14 protein-coding genes are annotated in these 19,579 nt (G+C 74.9%); 5 read left to right on the plus strand and 9 right to left on the minus strand.

Annotation, left to right across the window (positions count from 1 at the left end):
• A partial coding sequence (locus tag RKE29_RS01860; RefSeq protein ID WP_369016014.1) for a serine protease occupies positions 1 to 764 on the plus strand: 764 nt, incomplete at its 5' end.
• 84 nt (positions 765 to 848) lie between these two features.
• Positions 849 to 3,944, plus strand: a complete 3,096-nt coding sequence (locus tag RKE29_RS01865; RefSeq protein WP_312003205.1) for a tetratricopeptide repeat protein — start codon at positions 849 to 851, stop codon at positions 3,942 to 3,944.
• Positions 3,945 to 4,060: 116 nt separating this feature from the next.
• Here the strand turns inward: RKE29_RS01865 and RKE29_RS01870 are convergent, their stop codons facing one another.
• The 4 genes from RKE29_RS01870 to RKE29_RS01885 are packed head-to-tail and all read right to left on the minus strand — an operon-like array spanning position 4,061 to position 12,259.
• Positions 4,061 to 5,314 carry a TIGR02679 family protein gene (locus tag RKE29_RS01870; protein ID WP_312003206.1) on the minus strand — a complete coding sequence of 418 codons (1,254 nt, stop codon included), beginning with the start codon at positions 5,312 to 5,314 and terminating at the stop codon, positions 4,061 to 4,063.
• A complete protein-coding gene (locus tag RKE29_RS01875) occupies positions 5,305 to 9,408 on the minus strand; it encodes a TIGR02680 family protein (protein WP_312003207.1) in 4,104 nt (1,367 codons plus the stop codon). The genes RKE29_RS01870 and RKE29_RS01875 overlap by 10 nt, the downstream gene beginning before the upstream one ends.
• Positions 9,405 to 10,643, minus strand: coding sequence for a TIGR02678 family protein (locus RKE29_RS01880; RefSeq protein ID WP_312003208.1), 1,239 nt, complete (start codon positions 10,641 to 10,643; stop codon positions 9,405 to 9,407). Before RKE29_RS01880 ends, RKE29_RS01875 begins: the two co-directional genes overlap by 4 nt.
• Positions 10,640 to 12,259 carry a TIGR02677 family protein gene (locus RKE29_RS01885; RefSeq protein ID WP_312003209.1) on the minus strand — a complete coding sequence of 540 codons (1,620 nt, stop codon included), beginning with the start codon at positions 12,257 to 12,259 and terminating at the stop codon, positions 10,640 to 10,642. Before RKE29_RS01885 ends, RKE29_RS01880 begins: the two co-directional genes overlap by 4 nt.
• A 296-nt stretch (positions 12,260 to 12,555) precedes the next feature.
• On the opposite strand from RKE29_RS01885, the gene RKE29_RS01890 reads away from it, so the two are divergent.
• Positions 12,556 to 12,684 carry a hypothetical protein gene (locus RKE29_RS01890; RefSeq protein WP_312003210.1) on the plus strand — a complete coding sequence of 43 codons (129 nt, stop codon included), beginning with the start codon at positions 12,556 to 12,558 and terminating at the stop codon, positions 12,682 to 12,684.
• 47 nt (positions 12,685 to 12,731) lie between these two features.
• On the opposite strand, the gene RKE29_RS01895 is transcribed toward RKE29_RS01890, so the two are convergent.
• From RKE29_RS01895 to RKE29_RS01915, 5 genes are all read right to left on the minus strand, one after another.
• Positions 12,732 to 14,414, minus strand: coding sequence for an SWIM zinc finger family protein (locus RKE29_RS01895; RefSeq protein ID WP_312003211.1), 1,683 nt, complete (start codon positions 14,412 to 14,414; stop codon positions 12,732 to 12,734).
• A 349-nt stretch (positions 14,415 to 14,763) separates the two neighbouring features.
• Positions 14,764 to 14,952, minus strand: coding sequence for a hypothetical protein (locus tag RKE29_RS01900; RefSeq protein ID WP_312003212.1), 189 nt, complete (start codon positions 14,950 to 14,952; stop codon positions 14,764 to 14,766).
• 321 nt (positions 14,953 to 15,273) lie between these two features.
• Positions 15,274 to 15,636 (minus strand): hypothetical protein, encoded by a 363-nt coding sequence (locus RKE29_RS01905; RefSeq protein ID WP_312003213.1) that lies wholly within the window; start codon positions 15,634 to 15,636, stop codon positions 15,274 to 15,276.
• 187 nt (positions 15,637 to 15,823) lie between these two features.
• Positions 15,824 to 16,252, minus strand: coding sequence for a PIN domain-containing protein (locus RKE29_RS01910; protein ID WP_312003214.1), 429 nt, complete (start codon positions 16,250 to 16,252; stop codon positions 15,824 to 15,826).
• On the minus strand, positions 16,240 to 16,491 hold the full coding sequence (locus RKE29_RS01915) for a type II toxin-antitoxin system Phd/YefM family antitoxin (RefSeq protein ID WP_312003215.1): 252 nt from the start codon (positions 16,489 to 16,491) through the stop codon (positions 16,240 to 16,242). The genes RKE29_RS01910 and RKE29_RS01915 overlap by 13 nt, the downstream gene beginning before the upstream one ends.
• Before the next feature lie 1,213 nt (positions 16,492 to 17,704).
• Between RKE29_RS01915 and RKE29_RS01920 the strand changes: the two genes are divergently transcribed.
• Together RKE29_RS01920 and RKE29_RS01925 are read left to right on the plus strand one after the other, a co-directional pair.
• Positions 17,705 to 17,830, plus strand: coding sequence for a hypothetical protein (locus tag RKE29_RS01920; RefSeq protein WP_312003216.1), 126 nt, complete (start codon positions 17,705 to 17,707; stop codon positions 17,828 to 17,830).
• Complete coding sequence (locus RKE29_RS01925) at positions 17,827 to 18,897, plus strand: methyltransferase domain-containing protein (RefSeq protein ID WP_312003217.1); 1,071 nt, start codon at positions 17,827 to 17,829, stop codon at positions 18,895 to 18,897. Before RKE29_RS01920 ends, RKE29_RS01925 begins: the two co-directional genes overlap by 4 nt.
• The last annotated feature ends 682 nt before the right edge of the window (positions 18,898 to 19,579 follow it).

Below are 19,579 nucleotides of genomic sequence, written 5' to 3' on the forward strand. Positions count from 1 at the left end.
CCGCCCCCGGCGGGACTCGGCGCCCCGCCGCGCCGCCCGCGCGCGTACCCGTACCGGGCTCGCGGTCCGTGGCCGGCCGGGCGCCGGCCGCCGGGTCCGCCGCACGGGTCGCCGTCAACGCCTCCCCCATGGTCGGCAAGGTGTTCCTGACCAAGAGCGACGGCGACTACGTCTGCTCCGGCTCGGCCCTCAACAGCGAGTCCGGCAACGTGGTCCTCACCGCGGGCCACTGCGTCTACGACGGCGGCTGGGTGCGGAACTTCACCTTCGTGCCCTACTACGACCACGGGAAGCGCCCGTTCGGCAGCTGGGCGGCGGCGCGGCTGCGCACCTTCCGGGGCTGGACCGACCACGGCGACTTCCACTACGACGTCGGCATGGTCAACGTCTGGGACAACGACCGCACCCTCGTCGCCACGGTCGGCGGCGAGGGCATATCCACCTCCGACTCCGCCGGCCGCCTCCCCGACGTCATCGCCATCGGATACCCGAGCGAGGGCCCGTACGACGGGACCTGGCAGTACTACTGCCGAGGGGACGCGACACGCGCGGACGGGCGCATGCGGCTGCCGTGCGGCCTGACCCGCGGCGTGAGCGGCGGGCCGTGGCTGCTGGACTACAGCGACGCCACCGGCATCGGCTACGCCTCCGGCGTCTTCTCCACGATCGACCGGGTCACCGACCCGAGGACGGCCTACAGCCCGCCCTTCGGCAGCGCCGTGTGGGACCTGTACCAGTCCGCGCAGGTCTACCGCCCGGCCTGACCGGCGCCCGGCCGACGGGGCATCATGTCCGCCGGGGGCGGGTGCGGAAGTCCGCGTCGGAGGGTCACGGGAGGGGCGGGGCGCATGGCCGCTGAGCGGTTGTCACGGCGGGAGCTGATCCAGCGGCGGCTGCGCGGCGGGTTCGTCGGCCGGCGCCGCGAGCTGGCGGTGTTCGCCGACAACCTCGCCCGGCATCCCGACGACCCCGCCTACCAGTTCCTCTTCCACGTGCACGGCAACGCCGGGGTCGGCAAGTCGTCGCTGGTGCGGCAGTGGGAGGCGGCGGCGCGCGAGGGCGGGGCGGTCACGGCGCTGGTGGGCGACGAGGTGCACAGTCCCGTGGAGGCGATGGAGGCGGTCGGCGACCGGTTCGCGCGGCAGGGCTGCCCGCTGAAGGGCTTCGAGAAGCTGCTGGCGTCCTACCGGCAGCGGCGGCACGAGGCCGAGACCGCCGTCGTACCGCGGGCCGAGGGGCCCGGCCCGGCCGGCCCGGGCCCGACGACGGCCGGCACGGTGGCGGCCCACGCCGGACTGGTGGCCGCGAGCCTGCTGCCCGGCGTCGGCGCGCTGGCCGGCGCGGTGGACCCGCGCCAGGTCGCCGCGGGCGCCGACCGGCTGCGCGAGGCGGTGAGCGCCCGGCTGCGCGGCCACGAGGACGCCGAACTGGTGCTGTCCCCGGTGCGCGCGCTCACCCCGAAGTTCGTGGCGGACCTGCGGGAGGTGGCGGAGCGGCGGCCGTGGGTGGTGCTGTGCTTCGACACCTACGAGCGCTCCGGGCCGCTGCTCGACACGTGGCTGCGCGACCTGATGGTCGCCGAGACGTACGGCCCGGTGCCGGTGAACGTGCAGGCGGTGCTCTCCGGCCAGGGCCGGCTCGACGCCCGGGCCTGGGGCGACTGGCTGGGCCTGGTCGCCGAGGTGCCGCTGGAGGTGTTCACCGAGGAGGAGGCGCGGACGCTGCTGGCCTCGCGCGGGGTGACCGACGAGCGGGTGGTGGAGGTGGTGCTGCGGCTGTCCGGGCGGCTGCCGGTGCTGCTGGACACCCTCGCCCAGGCCCGCCCGGAGGACCCGGACGCGGTCGGCGACCCGTCCGGCACGGCCGTGGAGCGGTTCCTGAAGTGGGAGACCGACCCCCGGCGGCGCGAGGCCGCGCTCGCCTGCGCGCTGCCGCTGCACGTGGACGACGACGTCTTCCGCGCCGCCGTGCCCGGGCCGGTGGCGGAGGGCTCGGACTGCCGCTGGCTGCGCGGCCTGCCGTTCGTCACCGACCAGGCGGGGCGCGGCCGCTACCACGAGGTGGTGCGCGCGGCGATGCTGCGCGTGCGGCGCGCCCAGTCGCCCACCCGGTGGACGGAGGACCACACGCGGCTGGCCGAGGCGTTCGCGCGCTGGCGGGCGGCGCTGGAGCCCACGGCGCCCGCGGACGGGCACACGTACTTCGGCGGGGACGCGAGCTCCGGCAGGCGCTCGACCTCCGGCATGCACGCGTCCTCCGGCGGGCACTGGTCCTCCAGCGGGCTCTGGGAGGACGCCGCCTGGCGCGAGCACCGGCTGTGCGAGACCTACCACCGCCTGTGCGCCCACCCCCGCCGAGCGCTGCCCGCGGCGCTGCGCGAGCTGCTGGACGCGTACGGGCACGGCCCGGCCACCCTGGAACGCTGGATACGGAACCTGGCCCAGGCCGCCGAGGACTCCGGCAGCGCCGACCTCGCCGACTGGGCGCGGCGCCTTTCGGCCGCGACGGAGGACGGCGACGGCACGTTCCTGACCCTGCTGCTCACCCGCGCCGACCTGGACCCGCCCGGCCGGGCCCAGGCCCACACCCTGCGCGGTCGCGACCACCACTGGGCCGACCGGTACGACGAGGCCCTGGCCGACTACGCCGCCGCGCTGGCCCTGGACCCCGACCACCAGCGGGCGTACTACGCACGGGGCCTGACGTACAGCTTCACCGGCCGCCACGAGGAGGCCCTGGCCGACCTCGACCGCGCCGTACGCCTCGACCCGGACCACGCGTCGGCCGTGGCCAGCCGTGGTTGGACCTACCGCGACCTGCGCCGGTACGACGAGGCCCTGGCCGACCTCGACCGGGCCCTGCGGCTCGACCCCGGTTACGCCTGGGCGCTGGCCAGCCGCGCCGAGGTGCACCGCGTGCGGGGCCGGTACGCCGAGGCGCTGGCCGATTTCGGCCGCGCCGTCGAGCGCCGCCCGACGTACGCGTGGGCCGACGCCAGCCGCGGCCGGACGTACCACGACACGCGCCGCTACGACGAGGCCCTGGCCGACCTCGACCAGGCCCTGCGGCTCGACCCCGGCTACGCCTGGGCGCTGGCCAGCCGCGCCGAGGTGCACCGCGTGCGGGGCCGGTACGCCGAGGCGCTGGCCGATTTCGGCCGCGCCGTCGAGCGCCGCCCGACGTACGCGTGGGCCTACGCCAGCCGCGGCCGGACGTACCAGGACACGGGCCGCTACGACGAGGCCCTCGCCGACCTCGACCGGGCCATCACGCTCGAACCGGACTACGTGTGGGCGCTGGCCAACCGGGGCCGGCTGCGCCACCTGCTGGGCGACGACGAGGCGGCCCTGGCCGACCTGGACCGCGCGCTGGCCCTCAACCCCGGCTACACCTGGGCCGCCACCTGCCGCGCGTACGTCCACGACCGCCTCGGCCGCCACGAGGACGCGCTCGCCGACTTCGACCGCGCCCTGGAGCGCACCCCGGACAGCGCGTGGGCCCGGGCAGGGCGGGGCTGGACGCTCCGGGCCCTGGGCCGGTACGACGAGGCGCGCGCCGACTACGCCCACGCCGTCCGCCTGACCCCGGAGGACGGCAGGGTGTACGCGGGCCTCGCGGTCATCGAACGGCTCGCGGGCTCGGGCGAGGAGCGGGAGCACTGGGAGCGGTCGGTGGAGCTGCTGACGGCGCAGGGCGCGGCCGACGGCCCGGACGCGGCGGTGGCCCGGGGCGCCCTCCTGGTGGTCTACTGCGCGCTGCCCGACTGGGATCGGGCGGCAGACCAGCTCGCCGCCTTCCTGACCGCCGCCCCCACACCGTGGCAGGTCAGGGAGGTGCTGCGCGCCCTGTCCGACCTGGAGCGGCTGCTGCCGGTGGACCAGGCACGGCTCGCGCCGCTGCTGCGGCGGCTGGCGGAGGCGCTTCCGGACGCCGCCCGGCCGTAACTGGTCATCAGCAGGACCTGCCCGGCGTCCAGCGGCCCGTCGGGGCTCGGGCCGGCGGCCGCCGCGGCGGCGTCGCCGACGGGTTCCGCAAGGCTACGGCGCCGTAGCCGCCCCGCTCACTGGCCGAGATCGGCCAGCAGGCCGTCGAGTACTGTCTCCTCCTCGATGCGTACGCCGAGTTCCGTGAGGGCGGCGGGCAGGTCCGGATCCCACGCGGCGGTGGTCGGCGTGCCGGTCAGGGGCGGGGCCAGGGGGGTGGCGGCGACCGCGGTGCGGTAGTCGGTGGCGCGGTAGCGCCAGGGGTGCCAGGGGACGCGGCGCAGCAGGGCGGAGGCGATGCGCAGGCCGCCCCAGTCGAAGTCGCCGTGATAGCGCAGCGTGGTTCCCTGGGCGTGCAGGTGGCGCAGCAGGGTGAGGGCGGCGGCCGAGGGCTGGCCCTGGAGGCAGACCAGCGGCGGGCAGCCGGCGCCCAGGGTGTCGGCCGCGGTGGCCAGGACGGCCGGGTTCTCGCAGACGCGGACGACGGGAAGTGCCGTGCGCGGCGGGTGCCGGGTGAGCTGCCGTAGCGTCAGGACCGCGGGTTCGCCCTCACCGGCCGACCAGTCGAGGGCGGGGGTGCCGGGCAGGCCCAGGGTCAGGACCGTGGCGGACAGGGCGTCCCTGAGGAGCCCGGCCGAGGCCCATGCCTCGCGGCGCCACTCGGCTCCGCTGCCGTCCGGGAAGCCGGTGAGCGCGCGGACGCCGGACAGGACGAGGGTGGCGAGCGGGGTGCCGTCGTCGAGGGCGTGAGCGTCGCCGAAGGTGGCGCCTGAGAAGACGGGCAGGGACACCGCGGGATCGGCCGGCAGCCGGCGCAGCGCCTGGACGGTGCTGTCCAGCAGGTTCTTCGCCACCTGCGGGGTGCGGGCGAGCCGGCGTACGAGGCCCTCCGCGACGACTCTCTCCGCCCAGTCGTCCAGCCGGGGCCGGTGCGTGCGGACGAGTTCACCGAGCGGCGTGTACGCCTCCCGCCAGGCGCGCTCCTCCCGCTCGCGTACGTCGGCCGGCCGAGTGACGGGTCCGGTGAGGGCGACGACGGCGGCGCCCAGGCCGTCGGGGCTGACGCCGGAGCGGCGCAGGACGGCTTCCACGGCCTCAAGGCGAACGCTCAGCCCACGTCCTGCGCCGGGGACACGGCCCAGCAGCCGTTCGGCGGCGGCGCGCTGCGCGGGGGTGGGGTCGGCCAGGGTGACCGGTCCGGTCAGGGGCTCCTCCCGTGCCATGCGGCGGCGTACGCGGTCGACCAGCCAGGCGAGGTCCGGGCCGCCGAGCAGGCGGGCCAGGCGGTCGCGGTCGACGGGCGCCGGAGGCTGCCCGTCGTTCACGGCCACAGGGCGTCCTCGCCCGCGGTGGTGGAAGCGGTGGCCTGCGCGGCGAGGGACCCGAGCCCATGGCCCGGGTCCGTGCCCCGCACCCGTTCGGCCCCGTCCCATTCCCATCGGGTCACCAGGACCGCCGGGATCTCGTCGACGCGGGAGAGCTGGGCGATGGCGATGCCGGGGACCTGCGGGTAGCAGGCCCATTCGCGTTCGGAGGTCATCGCCACATCCAGGTCGAAGGCGTGCAGCAGGCCGAGGCACTTGGCGCGGGAGTCGTCGTCGACCCCGGCGAAGGCCTCGTCCAGGGTGACCAGACGCGGGGCGTGCGACGCGGCCGTGGCGTAGTGCGAGGAGGCCGCCGCGAACAACGGCACGCTCACGGCCAGGACGCGCTCGCCGCCGGAGGCGGGCCCGGTGGCGGGGACCCACTTGCCGTGCTGGTGGCGTTCGATGCCGAACTCGTGCCAGGCGCGGTAGTCGAGGGCAGCGGTGAGCACCTCCAGCCAGCTGCCCGCGGTGTCGTCGGCCTGCCGGCGGGCGATCTCGGCCTGAAGGAACCCGCCGACCGCGGCCCGGTCCTCGGCCGTCCAGGCGTCGGCGGACTGGCGCAGCCGCTCGCGGGCCTGGGCGAGGCCCGCCGGGGCCCTGCGCGAGGGACGCCAGACCAGGCGCAGCCTCATACCGGTGGAGGTGGGCCGCTCCTCCAGTTCGGCGTTCATGGCCCGCACCTGGCGCTCGGCGGCGCCGATCAGCTCCTGCAAGGTGCCGGCGACCTCGGTGACCAGGTGCGTTTCGAGGACCTCGCGTTCGTGCGCGGACAGGATGCGGGTCAGCTCGGCGACCTCCGCGGCGAGGGCCTCGGCGAGTTCGGGGACGGCCCGCTGACGGCCCTGGTAGACGATCTCGACGACCATGCCGTCCTCGGCCATCCGGGCGGAGGCGCTGTGGCCGCCGCGTGAGAGGGCGTCCTGGAGCTTCTTGTACTCCTCGCTGAGCCGCTTCTGCACCCGCTCCCAGGCCCCCTCCGAATCATCGGCTCCGGACAGTTCGGCCTCGATGGAGCGGGCGAGGGCGACGGCCGGGGTGGCGGCCCAGGGCCCGGCGTCGAGCGGGGGTACGGCGACCTCGGGCAGGGCGACGGACAGCAGACCGGTGCCCGCGAAACGCTGAAGGGCGGCGATGGCCTCGGCGCGGGCCGCGGTCGCCTCACGGACGTCCACCTCCAGGCGTTCGATGTGCCCCTGGGCGAGGTGGGCGCGCCGGTCGGCGGCCGTGTGGTCCTCGCGGGCCCGCCGCTGGCCGCCCTCGCAGGCCGCCAGCGCGTCGGCGGTCTCGGTGAGGAGCCGCTGAAGCTCCGCGACGGCGGCGCCGACGGTGGACCGCAGGGTGGTGTGACGTTCGTCTGCCGCGGCGGCCAGACGCGCCGATTCCTCGGTACGCAGGACCAGTTCGGCCACTCGGGAGTCGGCCCGCCCGGTCTCGGTCCGCTCGTCGGCCAGGGCGCGCGCCGCGTCGGCGCGTTCCCGCAGGGCGGGCCACAGGGCGGCGAGGACGGCACCGTAGTCGGCCAGGGCCTGGCGGACGGCGGCCAGGCCGCCCCGGTCCGCGGGCAGGTTCACCGCCGCCGTGGTCTCGGCGAGTTCGGTGGCGGCCTCGGCTGCCCGCCCGGACACGGCCGCCAGTTCGGCCGATTGCTCGTCGCGGCGGGCACGGGCCCGGTGGGCGGCGTCGGCAGCGGCGGCAGCGAGCGCGTGCGCCTGCCGCGGGGCCTCGTCGTCGGGCAGGGCGGCCAGCTCGGTATCCAGGGTGCCCCGGCGCCGGTCCACGTCGGCGCGCTCGGCGTCGAGCCGGTCCCACTCGCCCGCCAAAGCACCGAGTTCGTCACGCAGGGCGGCGATCCGGGCCCGGCGCGCCTCCTCGCGGGCGCCCTCGCCGACGTACACGGCCGCCGGTTTCGACCAGCTGCCGGTCAGCGCGCCGACGCGGAAGCGGCCGTCGGCCGCCACCCAGGTGTCACCGCGGCCGCCGGAGCCGAGACCCACGGCCGCCAGCAGCCGGGAGACGGTCTCCTCGCCCACCGACAGGGCCCGGGCGTCGCCGTGGTCGACGGCGGGCCGCAGCACGTCGGCGAGTGTGGGCCCGCTCACGGGGCCACCCGGCGCCAGCAGAACGTCGTGCCCGTCCGCCCGCACGGCGGTGCCGTCCGGGCGCACCCAGGCGTCCAGCAGACCCGATGCCTCCAACGCGGCCTCCAGGCCGGCCCGTTCGGCGGCGGGCGTCTGCTCGCGGAAGTCGACCAGCCGCCACAGCGGCGCCCCCGGCGCCTGGTCGCGGACGCCGGGCGTACGGGTGTGCGGTGCCGTGGGACCGCGCTGGCCGCCCGCCGCCAGCTCGCCCAGTTCCCGTTCGGTCTCGGCGCGCCGGGCCCGGAGTCCGGCGAGTTCCTGCCCGAGGGCGGCCGTCCGGTCGGCCAGACGTGCCGCCCGTTCGCGGTGGGCACGAGCCGCGTGTTCCCGTGCGGGATAGGGGCCCTGACAGTGCGCCACCCAGTCCTGGAGGGCGTCCAGCAGCCCGGCCGGATCGGTGACGGCCAGCTCCTCGCAGGCGTCCAGATGGGTGCGGACGCGGGCCACGAGGTCCCGGCCCGCCTCGGCGGCCCGCCCCTCGGCCTCCGCCTGTCGCCCCACGGTGTGGCCCACCTCGGTCTCGGCCTCGTCCAGGCGGCGGGCGGCGGCCCGCCGTTCGGCGGCGGCCTCGTCGGCGCGGGCCGCCAGCTCCTCCACGTGCTCGACGGTGCGGCGCCGGCGCGCCACGGACTCCTCGGCCGTCCGCCGCAGTTCACTCTCCGGTACGCCGTCGGTGCGCAGCTCGCCGTCGAGCCGGGCCGCCGCTGCCGCCTCCCGCTCGCGGGTGAGCGTGTCGGCGACCTGCTTTTCGGCCGCGTCGAGGCGTCGGCGGGCCGTCTCCAGGCGGCCGAGCGCCCGGGTGTGCGCCTGGGCCGCCTCGTCCCGGTCGGCCTGGGCGCGGGTCAGCTCCCCGGCGGTACGGCGGGCGTCGGCCGCCGCCTGCTCCAACTCCCGGGCGCTGCGCATCTCGGGGCCCTCGCGCAGAGCCGCCTCCTGCGCCGTCAGACGGGTGGCGGTCTCCTCCAGCTCGGCGATCCGCTCGGCGGCCGCCGCCCGGTCCCGCTCGGCGTCCTCCCGCTCGGTCCGGGCCTGGGACAGGTCGCGGTGCAGCTGCTCGTAGCGGGCGTGCTCGCTGCGGGGCAGCCGGGCCCGGCGCCGCGTGGCGACGCGGGCGTAGCGTCGGTAGTGGTCCAGGAACGCGGAGGCGGCCCGCTCCGCCTCGGCGGCGGCCCGTAGCTCCCCCTTCTCCTCGTCCAGGGACCGGAACGCCTCGGCCACGTCCGCGACCACCGCCTGGTCCATCGGGGGCAGGGCTTCGGTCAGCGCCCGGGACAGTGCGGTCTCGTTGGGCCGTTTCGACAACTGCGGCTGGCGCAGCTGGACGAGCAGGTCGACCAGGGCGGCGTAGCGCCGCTCGCCGAGGCCGAACAGCGCCTCGTCGACCGCTCTGCGGTACGCGGTGGCCGTGTCGTACACCATGCCGCGTCCGGCGACCGCGTCCGCGAGCCGGTCCCGGGACAGCGCGGTGCTGGTGGCGTCCAGCAGGCGCAGCTCCTCGCCGATGCGCTGGTCGGTGACGGCGTACCAGTGACGGGCGATGCCGCGGCCCGCGACCGCCTTCAGCCCGCAGGCGAGCGTGCGGAAGTGAGCCTGCCCGGTGCCGGCGTCGACGCGGCCGAACTCGATCCAGGTGTAGCCGAGCCGTTCGGAATGCGGGTGCTCTCCGCCGAGCAGCAGGTTCCACTCCATGCGCTTGTTCGGGTCGGCGTCCGGCTCCACCCGGCGCGCGGACAGGTCACCGTCCAGCAGGAACGGCAGGGTCAGGGCGAGGACCTTGGACTTGCCGGTGCCGTTGTTGCCGCGCAGCAGCAGCCGGCCGTCGCGGAACCAGAACTCCTCGGTGTCGTAGTAGAAGAGGTCGACCAGGCCGATGCGCAGCGGTCGCCAGCGGCCGGGGGAGGGCTGGGGCAGGGCGGTCACGGCTGCGGTGCCTTTCGTCGAGAGGTGCGGGGACTGCGGACTCCCGGTTCCACGACGACGGTCTCGCCGACCGCGTACCGGGCGAGCGCGGGCAGCGGAGCCACGCCCCGGGGCGTGCGGGTGACCAGGGCGAGCGCGGTCAGCTTGGCCAACGCCTGCTCGACCAGCTCCCCTTCCGCGCCGGGTTGCTTGGCGCTCTTGGACCAGAACCCGCCGTGCTCGGCGGCGAGTTCCCGCACCCGGTGCTCCAGTTCCGCGCGGCTCACCTCGCCGCCCGCCGCCGCGAGGTGCTCGGCGAGCAGCAGGGTGACGTGCCCGTGGGTGCCCTGCTCCGGCATCCGTACGTCGGTCAGGTCGTCCTGGGGGTCGGCCATGGCGATGCCCTCGGCGCGTACCTCCGCCACCAGGCCGGTCAGTTCGCCGACGCGGGCGGTGAGAAAGGCGCGCTGGCGGGTCAGGTAGGCGAGTTCCTCGTCGGTCAGCTCGTCGTAGTACAGGACCGGGTCGTCGAGGAGGCGGCGGGTGAGCTTCTGGCGGATCGCCCGGAAGCGCAGTTCGTCACTGTCCAGTGCGCTCTCCGCGGTGAGCCGGTCCAGCCGCTCCTCGAAGCCGTCGGCCGTGATCGTGGAGGGGCCGTGGCGGGCGGCGAGCAGTCCGGCCAGGACGCGGCGCTGGACGTCGTAGAGCACATCTCCCGTTCCGCTGACGTAGGCGTCCTCGTCCCCGGCGACCCGCCGCAGCACGCCGTGGCGCAGCAGCAGCCGTACGACGGCGGCGAGGTCCCCCCGCTCGTCGCGCCGCTCCAGGGTGAACGCGACCCCTGCCGCGGCCAGGTGCGGGTCGGCGGCCTCCAGCACCACCTGTTCGGCGAGACGGCCGAGCGCGATCTGTGCCTCTCCGCGCTCCAGTACGGCGAGCGCCAGGCACAGCAGCACATAGCGGCGGCGGGTGAACGGCGCACCGGCGCGGGACGCCTCGCGGGCCGGGTGGGTGGCGTCGGCGAGGGTGCCGGGTGTCTTGCGCAGCCGGGCGGCCTCCGCGTCCACCCGCAGCGACCAGCCGGTGTTGCGCTCGAACCAGTCGCGCAGCTCGCCCTCGTACTGCCTGACCAGGCGGTACGCGTCGGCGTCCGGGCCGTGCGCGAGCAGCAGCGGCTCCTTGAGCAGGGCGCGTGCGGCTTTCTGGAAGTCGGCGGTGCGCCGGCCGTCCAGCACCTCGCCCAGGGGTGTGGTCATCGCGCCCTCCGTGCGGGGTTGCCCGCGGTCAGGTCGGTGATCTCGACGAGGTGGTCGGGGCCGCGGAACACCCCGCCCGGCGTGCGGATCTCGGCCGTCGTACCGTCGTCGAGCGCGGTGAGCCGGATCTCCATCGTGCCGTCGTTGCCGGTGGTGACGGTCGTCGTCATGCCGGGCCGCCAGGTGGCCAGGGCGTCGCCGAGCAGCCGCAGGAACAGGCCGAAGGCCATGGGGTCGAACTCTCCCAGCGCGGACAGCCGGGTGGTGCCGTCCGTCGCGAGCCGGGCGCGGGCGGCGGCGATCTCCTCCGCCTGCTTGGCGGCGATCTCCGCCAGCTGTCGCCGCTGTTCGGTGCGGTCCTGCACCTTGCGGGGTTTGCCGCGGCGCTCGTAGCTGCCGGTGCGGCGCAGGTGCGGGCTGATCCGCAGCGGCTCGGCCTCGGCCCACGGGGTGGACGCGGCCACCGGGCGGGCCGCGCGGTCGGCGAGGGTGTCGGCGTCGACGGTGAGGTGCCGGGCGGGGTACAGACCGAACGCGGCGCGCCACAGCCGGTGCCGCGCCTCGGCGTCGGGGGCTTCGGCGAACCAGCGGGCCAGGGTGCGGAAATCCGCCGACCGGTCCGAACGCCCGGCCCGCCGCTCGTTCAACTGCCGTACGACGGCGAGGAGCTGGGGAATGGCGCCGAGGGCGCGACCGCGCAGCAGCCGGGCCTGGGCCTCGCGGCCGTCGGCGGACACGAACCAGGCGGACAGGCCCGCCCACTTCGCCGCCCACCGCGCCCGCGCCCGCGCCTCGGCGCTCTCGGCCTCGTCCGGGGCGGCGTCGGCCGCCTCCCGCGCCGCCGCCAGCCGCAGCAGCACGCCGACCCGTCCCCGCTCCTCCAGTTCGCCGATGAGCCGGGCGATCCGCCCGCCGAGGGTGATCAGGTCCTGGATGAACCGCTCCAGGTACTGGATCAGCCGGTCCTTGTAGGCGAGGAACACCTCGACCTCGACGCCGTGCAGGTCGATGGTGCGCTGCAACGACCCCATGAAGGCCCGCGCGTTCTCCGCCAGCGCCTCGAACCGGTTCGTCAGCGTGGACAGCGCCAGGTGAGCCTTGGCCGGATCCGGTTCGCCTTCCTCGTGCTCGGCGGCGATCACGAGCAGGGCGCGCAGCTGCGTGACGATGTCGTGCAGCGCCACCGCCTGCAACGCGCCGCGCCGCCCCAGCGCCTCGTCGTACACGGACAGCGCCTGTTCCGCGGCCTCGCCGGCCTGGGTGAGCTGGTAGATGAAGCGCCTGCGGTAGAAGTCCTCGACCGCGGTGACCCGGGAGGTGTCCGGATCCGCCCGCAGATTGCCCCACCCGACGAGGCTGTCCAGCGCCTTGACAACGGCGTCCGGGGCGGCGGGGCGGTGCTCGGACGGCAGCGCGGCATGGACGTCCTCGGGCCGCAGATGCACCGCGAACCGCTCCTTGGCCGTCAGGAACGCATGCATCACGTCGCGGTAGAAGGCGCTGTGGGGTGCGGTGAGGTGCGCGAAAGGCGAGTACGAGGCGTGGCCGGACGGTGCGGCGCGGCCGGCGGACTCGGCGGACTCGGTGCGGTCGGGTTCGGGAGGCTGCGGCGTCATCGTCGTGACATTGTCCCTGACGCCGGACCCGGCCCGAAGCCGTGCCCGAGGCTTCACGCACAGTCACCGCACCCGGAAGCGTGACACCGTCGACAGCGACCTACGGAGGTCACCGCCCGCTACCGGCGGCTGCGCGCTCTCGGAGGAGGCCGGCCACGCTCGGCGGCGGGCCGGAAGCGCCTGAGGCGCACGTCGAACGCCTTCTGCGCCTGGTGCCCCGTGCCTCGTGCCCCGGCGGCATCCGCCGGCGGGCGCGTCGTTCAGGACGCTGTTCACCGCCAAGGGCGAGCACCGGTGTGGGTCCCGTCGACCTGCTGGTCGCCGCCTCGGAAGAGGCGGGACTGACACTGCCGCACCACGACCACGACGTCGGGACGACCGCCCGCGACCGACAGCCCGTACGCATGACCGATGTCAGGGACTGAGCGGCGCCGCCCGGCGCGCGGCGAGCGGCGCCGCTCCCGCGCCCGCTTCACAGCCTGTGCCGGTCGAGGACGCTCATCAGCTTGCGCCGGCGTTTCAGTTCCACCCGCAGGCCGACGAGGTGATCGGCGAACGCCTCCTGCGTCCCCAGCACACGATGGCACTCCCGGGCGCCCACCAGCACTCGCGCCAGGTGCTCGTAGGCACGCTCGCCGGTCGGCTCCTTCAGCCGCTCGGCCAGCCGCAGGTAGACCGCGAGCGCCTCGGCCGGGCGCGACTCGCGCGAGAGGTCGGCGAGCCGCTCCCACTGGCGGTCGTCGGCGAGGCCGCCGGCCTCGCGCCAGGCGGCGTCCACGTCGCCGTCGTCGAGCAGCACGTCGATCAGCACCGGCCCGCCGTACCGTCGGCCCCGCTCACGGCGGGCATCCTCCCGCAGAGCTGCCAGCGCGGCGACGCGCTCGGCCTCCCAGCACTCCGCCGCCTGGGCCGCAGCGCGCAGGTGCCGGTAGGCGGCCAGGGACCGCTCGGCTCCGAACCGGTCCCGGCGCACCCCGACCACGTCGTCCGGCCGCCCGGCCTTCGCATAACGGGCACACACGTAGTCGACCAGGCGCCCGTCGACGTACGTCTCGGCGGCACAGTCCCGAAGCCCCCGCTCCGCCCACCTGAGCGCCTCATCCGCGCGGCCCGCCGACTCCAGTTCCTCGGCGATGCGCAGATGCGTGGCACCGGACGGGTCGAGGTCCTGCGCGTAAAGGGCGACCAGCGCGTCGACGTCGCCCTCCGCCCTGACCAGACGTTCCATCAGGTACCGCTCCGCCCACCCGGACGGCCTGCGCCGCCGCGCCTCGGCAGCCAGCTGCCGCACGCAGGCGAGCCCGCTCGCCCCCAGCACCTCGGCGTAGTCGAGCGGGTCCAGGTCCGGCACGTCGTTGCTGTCGCCGAGCACCTGGCCGACCAGCCACTCGGCCAGCCGCTCCGGATCGGTGCGCGCGGCTCCGCACGCTTCCAGATGAACGTCGGCCACCGCTGCGGCGGCCCGCCCCACCACACCGTCGGAGTCGTCGATCGCCTCGTACGCCTCCCCCAGCACCCGGATCGCCTCCTCAGCCAGACCGACCGCCTCGGCTGCCCGCCCGCCGCCGGTCAGGGCACGCAGCGCGCCCGCCGCCTCGGCCACCTGCTGCGCATACCCGGGGGCATCGGCGTACTCGATGTACCCGTACCGGGCAAAGGGCCGCGGATCGATCAGCGCCAGGATCCGATCCCGGACCGTGCCGAGGTCGGAGCGAGCTGCGGCGGCCCGCAGCTCCAGGCGCCGACGCAGCCCGCGGTCGTCGGCGATCTGTTCCCGCACCAGCGTCAGGAGTTCGTCCCGGGACAGAGCGGTCAGCCACGCGTCCAGGCCGGAGGCCCGTGCCCGCGCGGCGGCCCGCTGCGGCGGGATCGTCTTCGCCCGCCGCAGCACAGTCAGCCCCACCGCCACACAGTGCTTGCAGAAGTTGCCCTCCTGCCCGTACGGGCAGTCGCACTCCCCCGAGACCACGTCGTCCTCGCCAAGGGTGAGCTCCACCACATAGACATCCGTACCGCGCACCGAGGCGGTGACCGAGCCGTCCCCCACCTCCAGAGCGCTCACCGCGTCCAGATACCCCAGCCCTCGCTCGAAGGACCGAGGCCCGGCCAGCGCCCGCAGATCGTCCTCGCCGAATCCCACGACTTTCCGTGCCACACCGGTATTGAACCGTGGATCGGCCGCTCTCGGAGAGACGACCACCCCGCCCACCCGTACGCACCGCATGCGCGCGCAGCCGCCATCGGCTACGTTGGACCACCCCGGCAAAGTCGGAGGCTGACTTGTGTGGCACGCGGCCGGCGCGGACTCTACGAAACTAAAGGCTGTCCCGTAATCCCTGGTGGATCAGCGACCGGCGTCAGATGCGGTCGATCGCAAGGCGGCGGAGCGTCCGAACAGTGGTTCTGTTCGGACGTTTCGCCAACGCCGCGAGTGGCCGTAGCCGGCGTCGGGAGCCTGCCAGGGATTGCGGGACAGCCTTTAGGGGCAGCTCACCCATACCGGGCTACGAGGAGACGAAGCGCCGCTTCGCCTCCGGCCAGTCCCTTACGGCCCGCATCACGGTCGGCGCATGGCTCGATACCTGGCTCTCGTCCAAGAAGAAGATCCGCAGGACGACGCGGAACGGCTCCGGGTCGCACATCCGCGTGCACACCAAACCCGCCACCGGGCACCACCGGCTCGACCGGCTCAACCTGGCCACCTCATCCAGATGTTCGACGGGATAGCCTACGAGAACGAGGTGATCGCCGTCGAGAACCAGGCCCGGCGCACGCAGGCCGCCCGCTGCAAGTGGGGCAAGCCGGGAGCGCCATCGGCAGCGGACCGGGCGCGGTTAGTACTACAGCCGGACTGCACCACGGCCGTCGCCGAAGCCACACGCGGCGACCTGCGGCACGTCGGCATCCCGCCAGGTGAGCGCTGCGCGAGAGCTTCCAAGACTGACACCTCGTCAGCTCCATCGGCTTCCCGGGGCCTCCCTGACCTGCGAAGACGCAGAAGTCCGGCTGTAGTATTAGACGGTTCCGACAGTAGGTGGCCCACTGGAAGATGTGCCGGTCGCTGAGGTCCTGTAGGGCCGCAAGGACTCATCCAGCCACTCCTCCTCGACGCGCTCGGCTTGCGCCGACTCCTCGGGCTCCGGCGTCGCAGAGGGTGGCGGTCCGTGCAGCTTCTCGTCGAGCCGGGCCAGTAGGGCGTTCCGGCGCTTCTTGAGGAAGGCACGTGTGAACACGGCCCGGATCTGGCCCTCCCACGCCTCCAGATCGTGGACGGGGAGCCCCTCTATCAACCCATCGGCCAAGCTTTGGGCCTTGTCGAGCTTGACGGCTCTGCACAGAGCTTCGATTTCCCGCAGGGCAGCGTCGACAGCGGACATCCATGCTCCATACTGAAGGGCCGTCATGTGGCCCGGGAATCCTATGTGACGACGTCTCGCCACGCGACGGAAAGCGGCATGAGCGGTTACTGTAGCCCGGTGACTCGCGGACGGGAAGGACGGCCGGGTGGCACGGGAGGACGAGGCTCATGGGCGTCTCGACACTATCCGCTTGGTGGGGCGAGGATCACTTGCCAACAGCTATTCGCCCGGGCCCGTCACACCCGAGTACACGAACACCGGGGAGATCGTCGAAGCGCGCTCGCTTGTCGTAGGTGACTACTGTGCGTGCGGTGGTCAGGGCGGTTGCCGCGATGATCAGATCGTGGGCTCCTCTGGGCTGGCCGGCCCTGCGGACGTGGGCGAGCAGTCGCGCATGAGCCCGCGCGATGTCCACGGTGTACTCCTCGACCGGAATCGTGGCGAGGATGGCATCGACGAACGACTGGCGGGCAAGCCTGTTGGTGTCGTCGGCCAGTTCGACGCCCTGGAGCAACTCCGCGGCCGTGATGGCGGCGATCACCGGGTCGTCGTCGTCCGCGAGTACATGGTCGAGGACGACTTTCCGGCGCTCGACCGCGATCAATACGCCGGTGTCCAGGATCAGTCGCTCCACGGATCGTCCAGGGTCAGCAGATCACGGGTGCCCGTCACATCGCCTTCGAAGGCGTCGTCGAGGGTGTCGATGCAGGACAGGAGAGCATCCTTCACCGCCCGGCCGGTGGCTTTGGGCGCCGGGCCGAGCACGGCCAGGCGTTTGCCTCCGCGGGTGATTACGATGGTTTCGCCGCGTTCCGCGCTGTCCAGCACGGAGGCGAAGTTCCGTGATGCTTCGGTAGCGGTCATCGTCTTCATGACCTCATGATCTCAGAGAATCTGATACCCGGCAAGGCGGAGGCCGAGCCTCTGGCGACCCTCCCTCCGCTTGACACTCAAGCCGAACAGCGGGCCGGAAAGCGACGCCCGGCAGACTGGGGCGAGGCGGACAGCGACGGCGCCGACGGTCAGGCCGCCCGGCTTCCTGCGGACCCGCTCCATTTCCTCGCGTCCCCTGCACGTCCCCTGGATCTTGCCTTTCGACTCCGCTGCGTAACCTACGACAGTCGACCTTGCTCTCTGAATCGCCGCAGGCCAGAGCCTTGGCAAGGGTGCCCGGATGCCTGCCGTGACACCTCAGACAGTACTGGTGAGCAGCGGATTCTCTCCGTTGGGACCGAGCAGGTGACTCAGGGCACTGAAGAGACGTTTCCGCAGGTCAGATCACGTTACTGGTGGGGCGGGTGGGACTCGAACCCACGGCCGACGGATTATGAGTCTCCGGTTTTCACTCTGGGGCACTCCGACAGACTCCGACGTGCTCCATTTGTCCTGATCGGGGAGTGATTTCGCTCCGGCTCACTCCGCCGAATCCGGGCTGCTCCGGGACGCCCGCTCACGCATCGCTCACGCAATCGCCCCGGTCAGCGGGACGCTGACCAGGGCGTATGTCCAGTGTCCCGCACGCCGTCTGCCGCAGCAACCGGGCGTCGCCGGGCGAGCGTCCGCGCTGCCCCGGGCGGCGCGGCCGGGAAGGGTCGGGACTGGCGCGGACCCCTGGCGGCGGGGCATACCGGCACCTCGTCGGCCTGCGGGGGCGCGGCTCGCGCGCGGGAGGTGGACCATTTCCGCGGCGCCGCGAAGAAGGTGTACGACGGCCGCACGCGGGCGGGCGCGGGGGCCCTGGGTAACCACGGTCATGATGACCGTGGTCGGCCTCCCGCACGCGCATGGGGAGGTGGGTGTGAGATCGGCCGTTGTTTTATAACGCCGGATCTCACACCCGAGGAGCGCCAGCCGCCGAGCACGGTGAAGGCCGGACCCGACAACGCGGGCCCGGCCTCCGGTGTCCTCCGCGAGCAGCCACGCAGCGTGGATAGGAACGCCCCCCACCGTACGACCGGCCACTGACACCGGCCCGCCCGCGCGCGCCCCCTGACCCGCCGCCGTGCGCCCTACCGCCCGCCCCCCGCCCGGCCCGAGCATCGACCCTCGTACGGCACACCAGGCACCTACACAGCGGAGGTACCCGATGGGTGAGCACGGCGACGGCCAGGGCGGCGCCGAGGGCGACCAGAACCAGTCCCCCAAGGAGTCCGACGGCCAGTGGAACCGGCCGATCCCGCCCGCGACCCCCAACACCGGAAGCGGGCAATGACGGCCGTCCCCGACGGCTGGCGGGGCGCCTTCACCACGGCGCCCCGCTCCCGCTTCACCCCCGGCCGCATCCACGACGGCACCCGGTGGATCGACCGCCACGCCGAGCCCGACCGCTGGCAGGACCTGGTCGACTCCGACACCCCGCTCACCGTGCAGCTGGACGACGGGCGCGACGGGCCGGACGGCACCCCGACCTCGTCCAACTCCATGCCGGCCGTCGTGGCCGCCATGCTCGACCAGCTCGACGTCGCCGACGGGCACCGGGTGCTGGAGATCGGCACCGGCACCGGGTGGACCGCCGGCCTGCTGGCCGCACGGCTCGGCGGCCGGCAGGTCACCACCATCGAGATCGACCCGCGCCTGGCGGCCGCCGCCCAGGCCCGGCTCGCGGGCCTGGGCCTGCGTCCGCGGGTGGTCACCGGGGACGGCATGCTGGGCGACCCGGACGGGGCGCCCTACGACCGCGTGCACGCGACCGCCGCCGTGCGCCGCGTGCCGCGCGCGTGGATCGAGCAGACCGCGCCGGGCGGGGTGATCGTCGTCCCGTTCGGCACCCCGTACTGCAACGGCGCGCTGCTGCGCCTGGTCGTCGCCGAGGACGGCAAGAGCGCGTCCGGCCGGTTCGTGGGGGACGCGGCGTTCATGTGGGTCCGCTCCCAGCGGCCGGACGCCCGCCCGGCGCCTGCCGGGGAGGTGCGCCGGTCGGCGTCGGCGATCAGCCCGGAGGCGGCGCAGGAGAGCCACGCGGTGGCGTTCGCGATCGGGCTGCGGCTGCCGGGTGTGTTCACGCGGCAGGTGTGGGCGGAGGCGGATCCGTGGGGTACGGGCCGTTCGGAGGTGTGGGACGCGGCCGGGTCGTTCGCGTGGTGCCGGTACGCGGACTGGGACGCGCCGCACGCTGTGGGGCAGGCCGGGCCGCGGAGCCTGTGGGAGGAGGTCACCGCTGCCCGCCGCTGGTGGGAGGAGCGGGGCAGGCCGGGGGTGACGCGGCTGGGTCTGACGGTGGGGGTGGACGGGGAGCACCGGGCGTGGCTGGACGAGCCGGAGGACTGCTGGCCGGTGTGAGGCCCCGGGGCACGGCGTAGGTGCCCCGGGGCCGGTTGGCCCGCGGCCCCGCCGTCCGGGGGCGGGGAGCGCGTGAGCGCGGTCGCGCTGTCACGCGGACCGGGTGGCCTGGCCGGGTGCTGCTCGGGGAAGTCCGGCCCTGGGCCTGGCCGGACGCTGCGGTGGGGCAGCGTCCGGCCGTTCGGGGTGGGCCCCGGGCACGCTCCGCTAACGTGCCCGGGGCCCTGGCCCTCGGCCCCGCCGCCCTGTGGCGGGGATGAGGGCCGTCTGGGGGCCCGGCCGGTGTGCTGTCCTAGGAGTCCGGCCGGGCCTGGGCGGTGCGCCGGGGTGTCCGGCGGTGGCCGCCCGCTGGGGGGTGGCCCCGGCACGCGCCGTACGTGCCGGGGCCCTTCGGCCCGCGCCCCGCGGGTCGCCATGACAGCGCGGGGTGGCGCGCGCGGCGCGCCGTGGGGCCGGCGTGGCCCGGCCGGGGAGACCTCCCCAGACCTCCCAGCCGGGTGCCGAGGGCGGGCTGCGGCGGTCTGGCCACCACAGCCCGGACCACCGCACCCCGCCCCGCTCGTGGTGCCCGACCTGGCCCGGGGGGTGGGCGCAGGCCGGGCGGTGCGGCGGCCGCCCGCGGGGGAACAGGGCTGCCGCCGCGGCCCCGGCGGTACGGGTGGGACCGTCACCACCCGCCGCC

It is taken from the genome of Streptomyces sp. B1866, assembly GCF_031932565.1.
GTDB lineage: Bacteria > Actinomycetota > Actinomycetes > Streptomycetales > Streptomycetaceae > Streptomyces.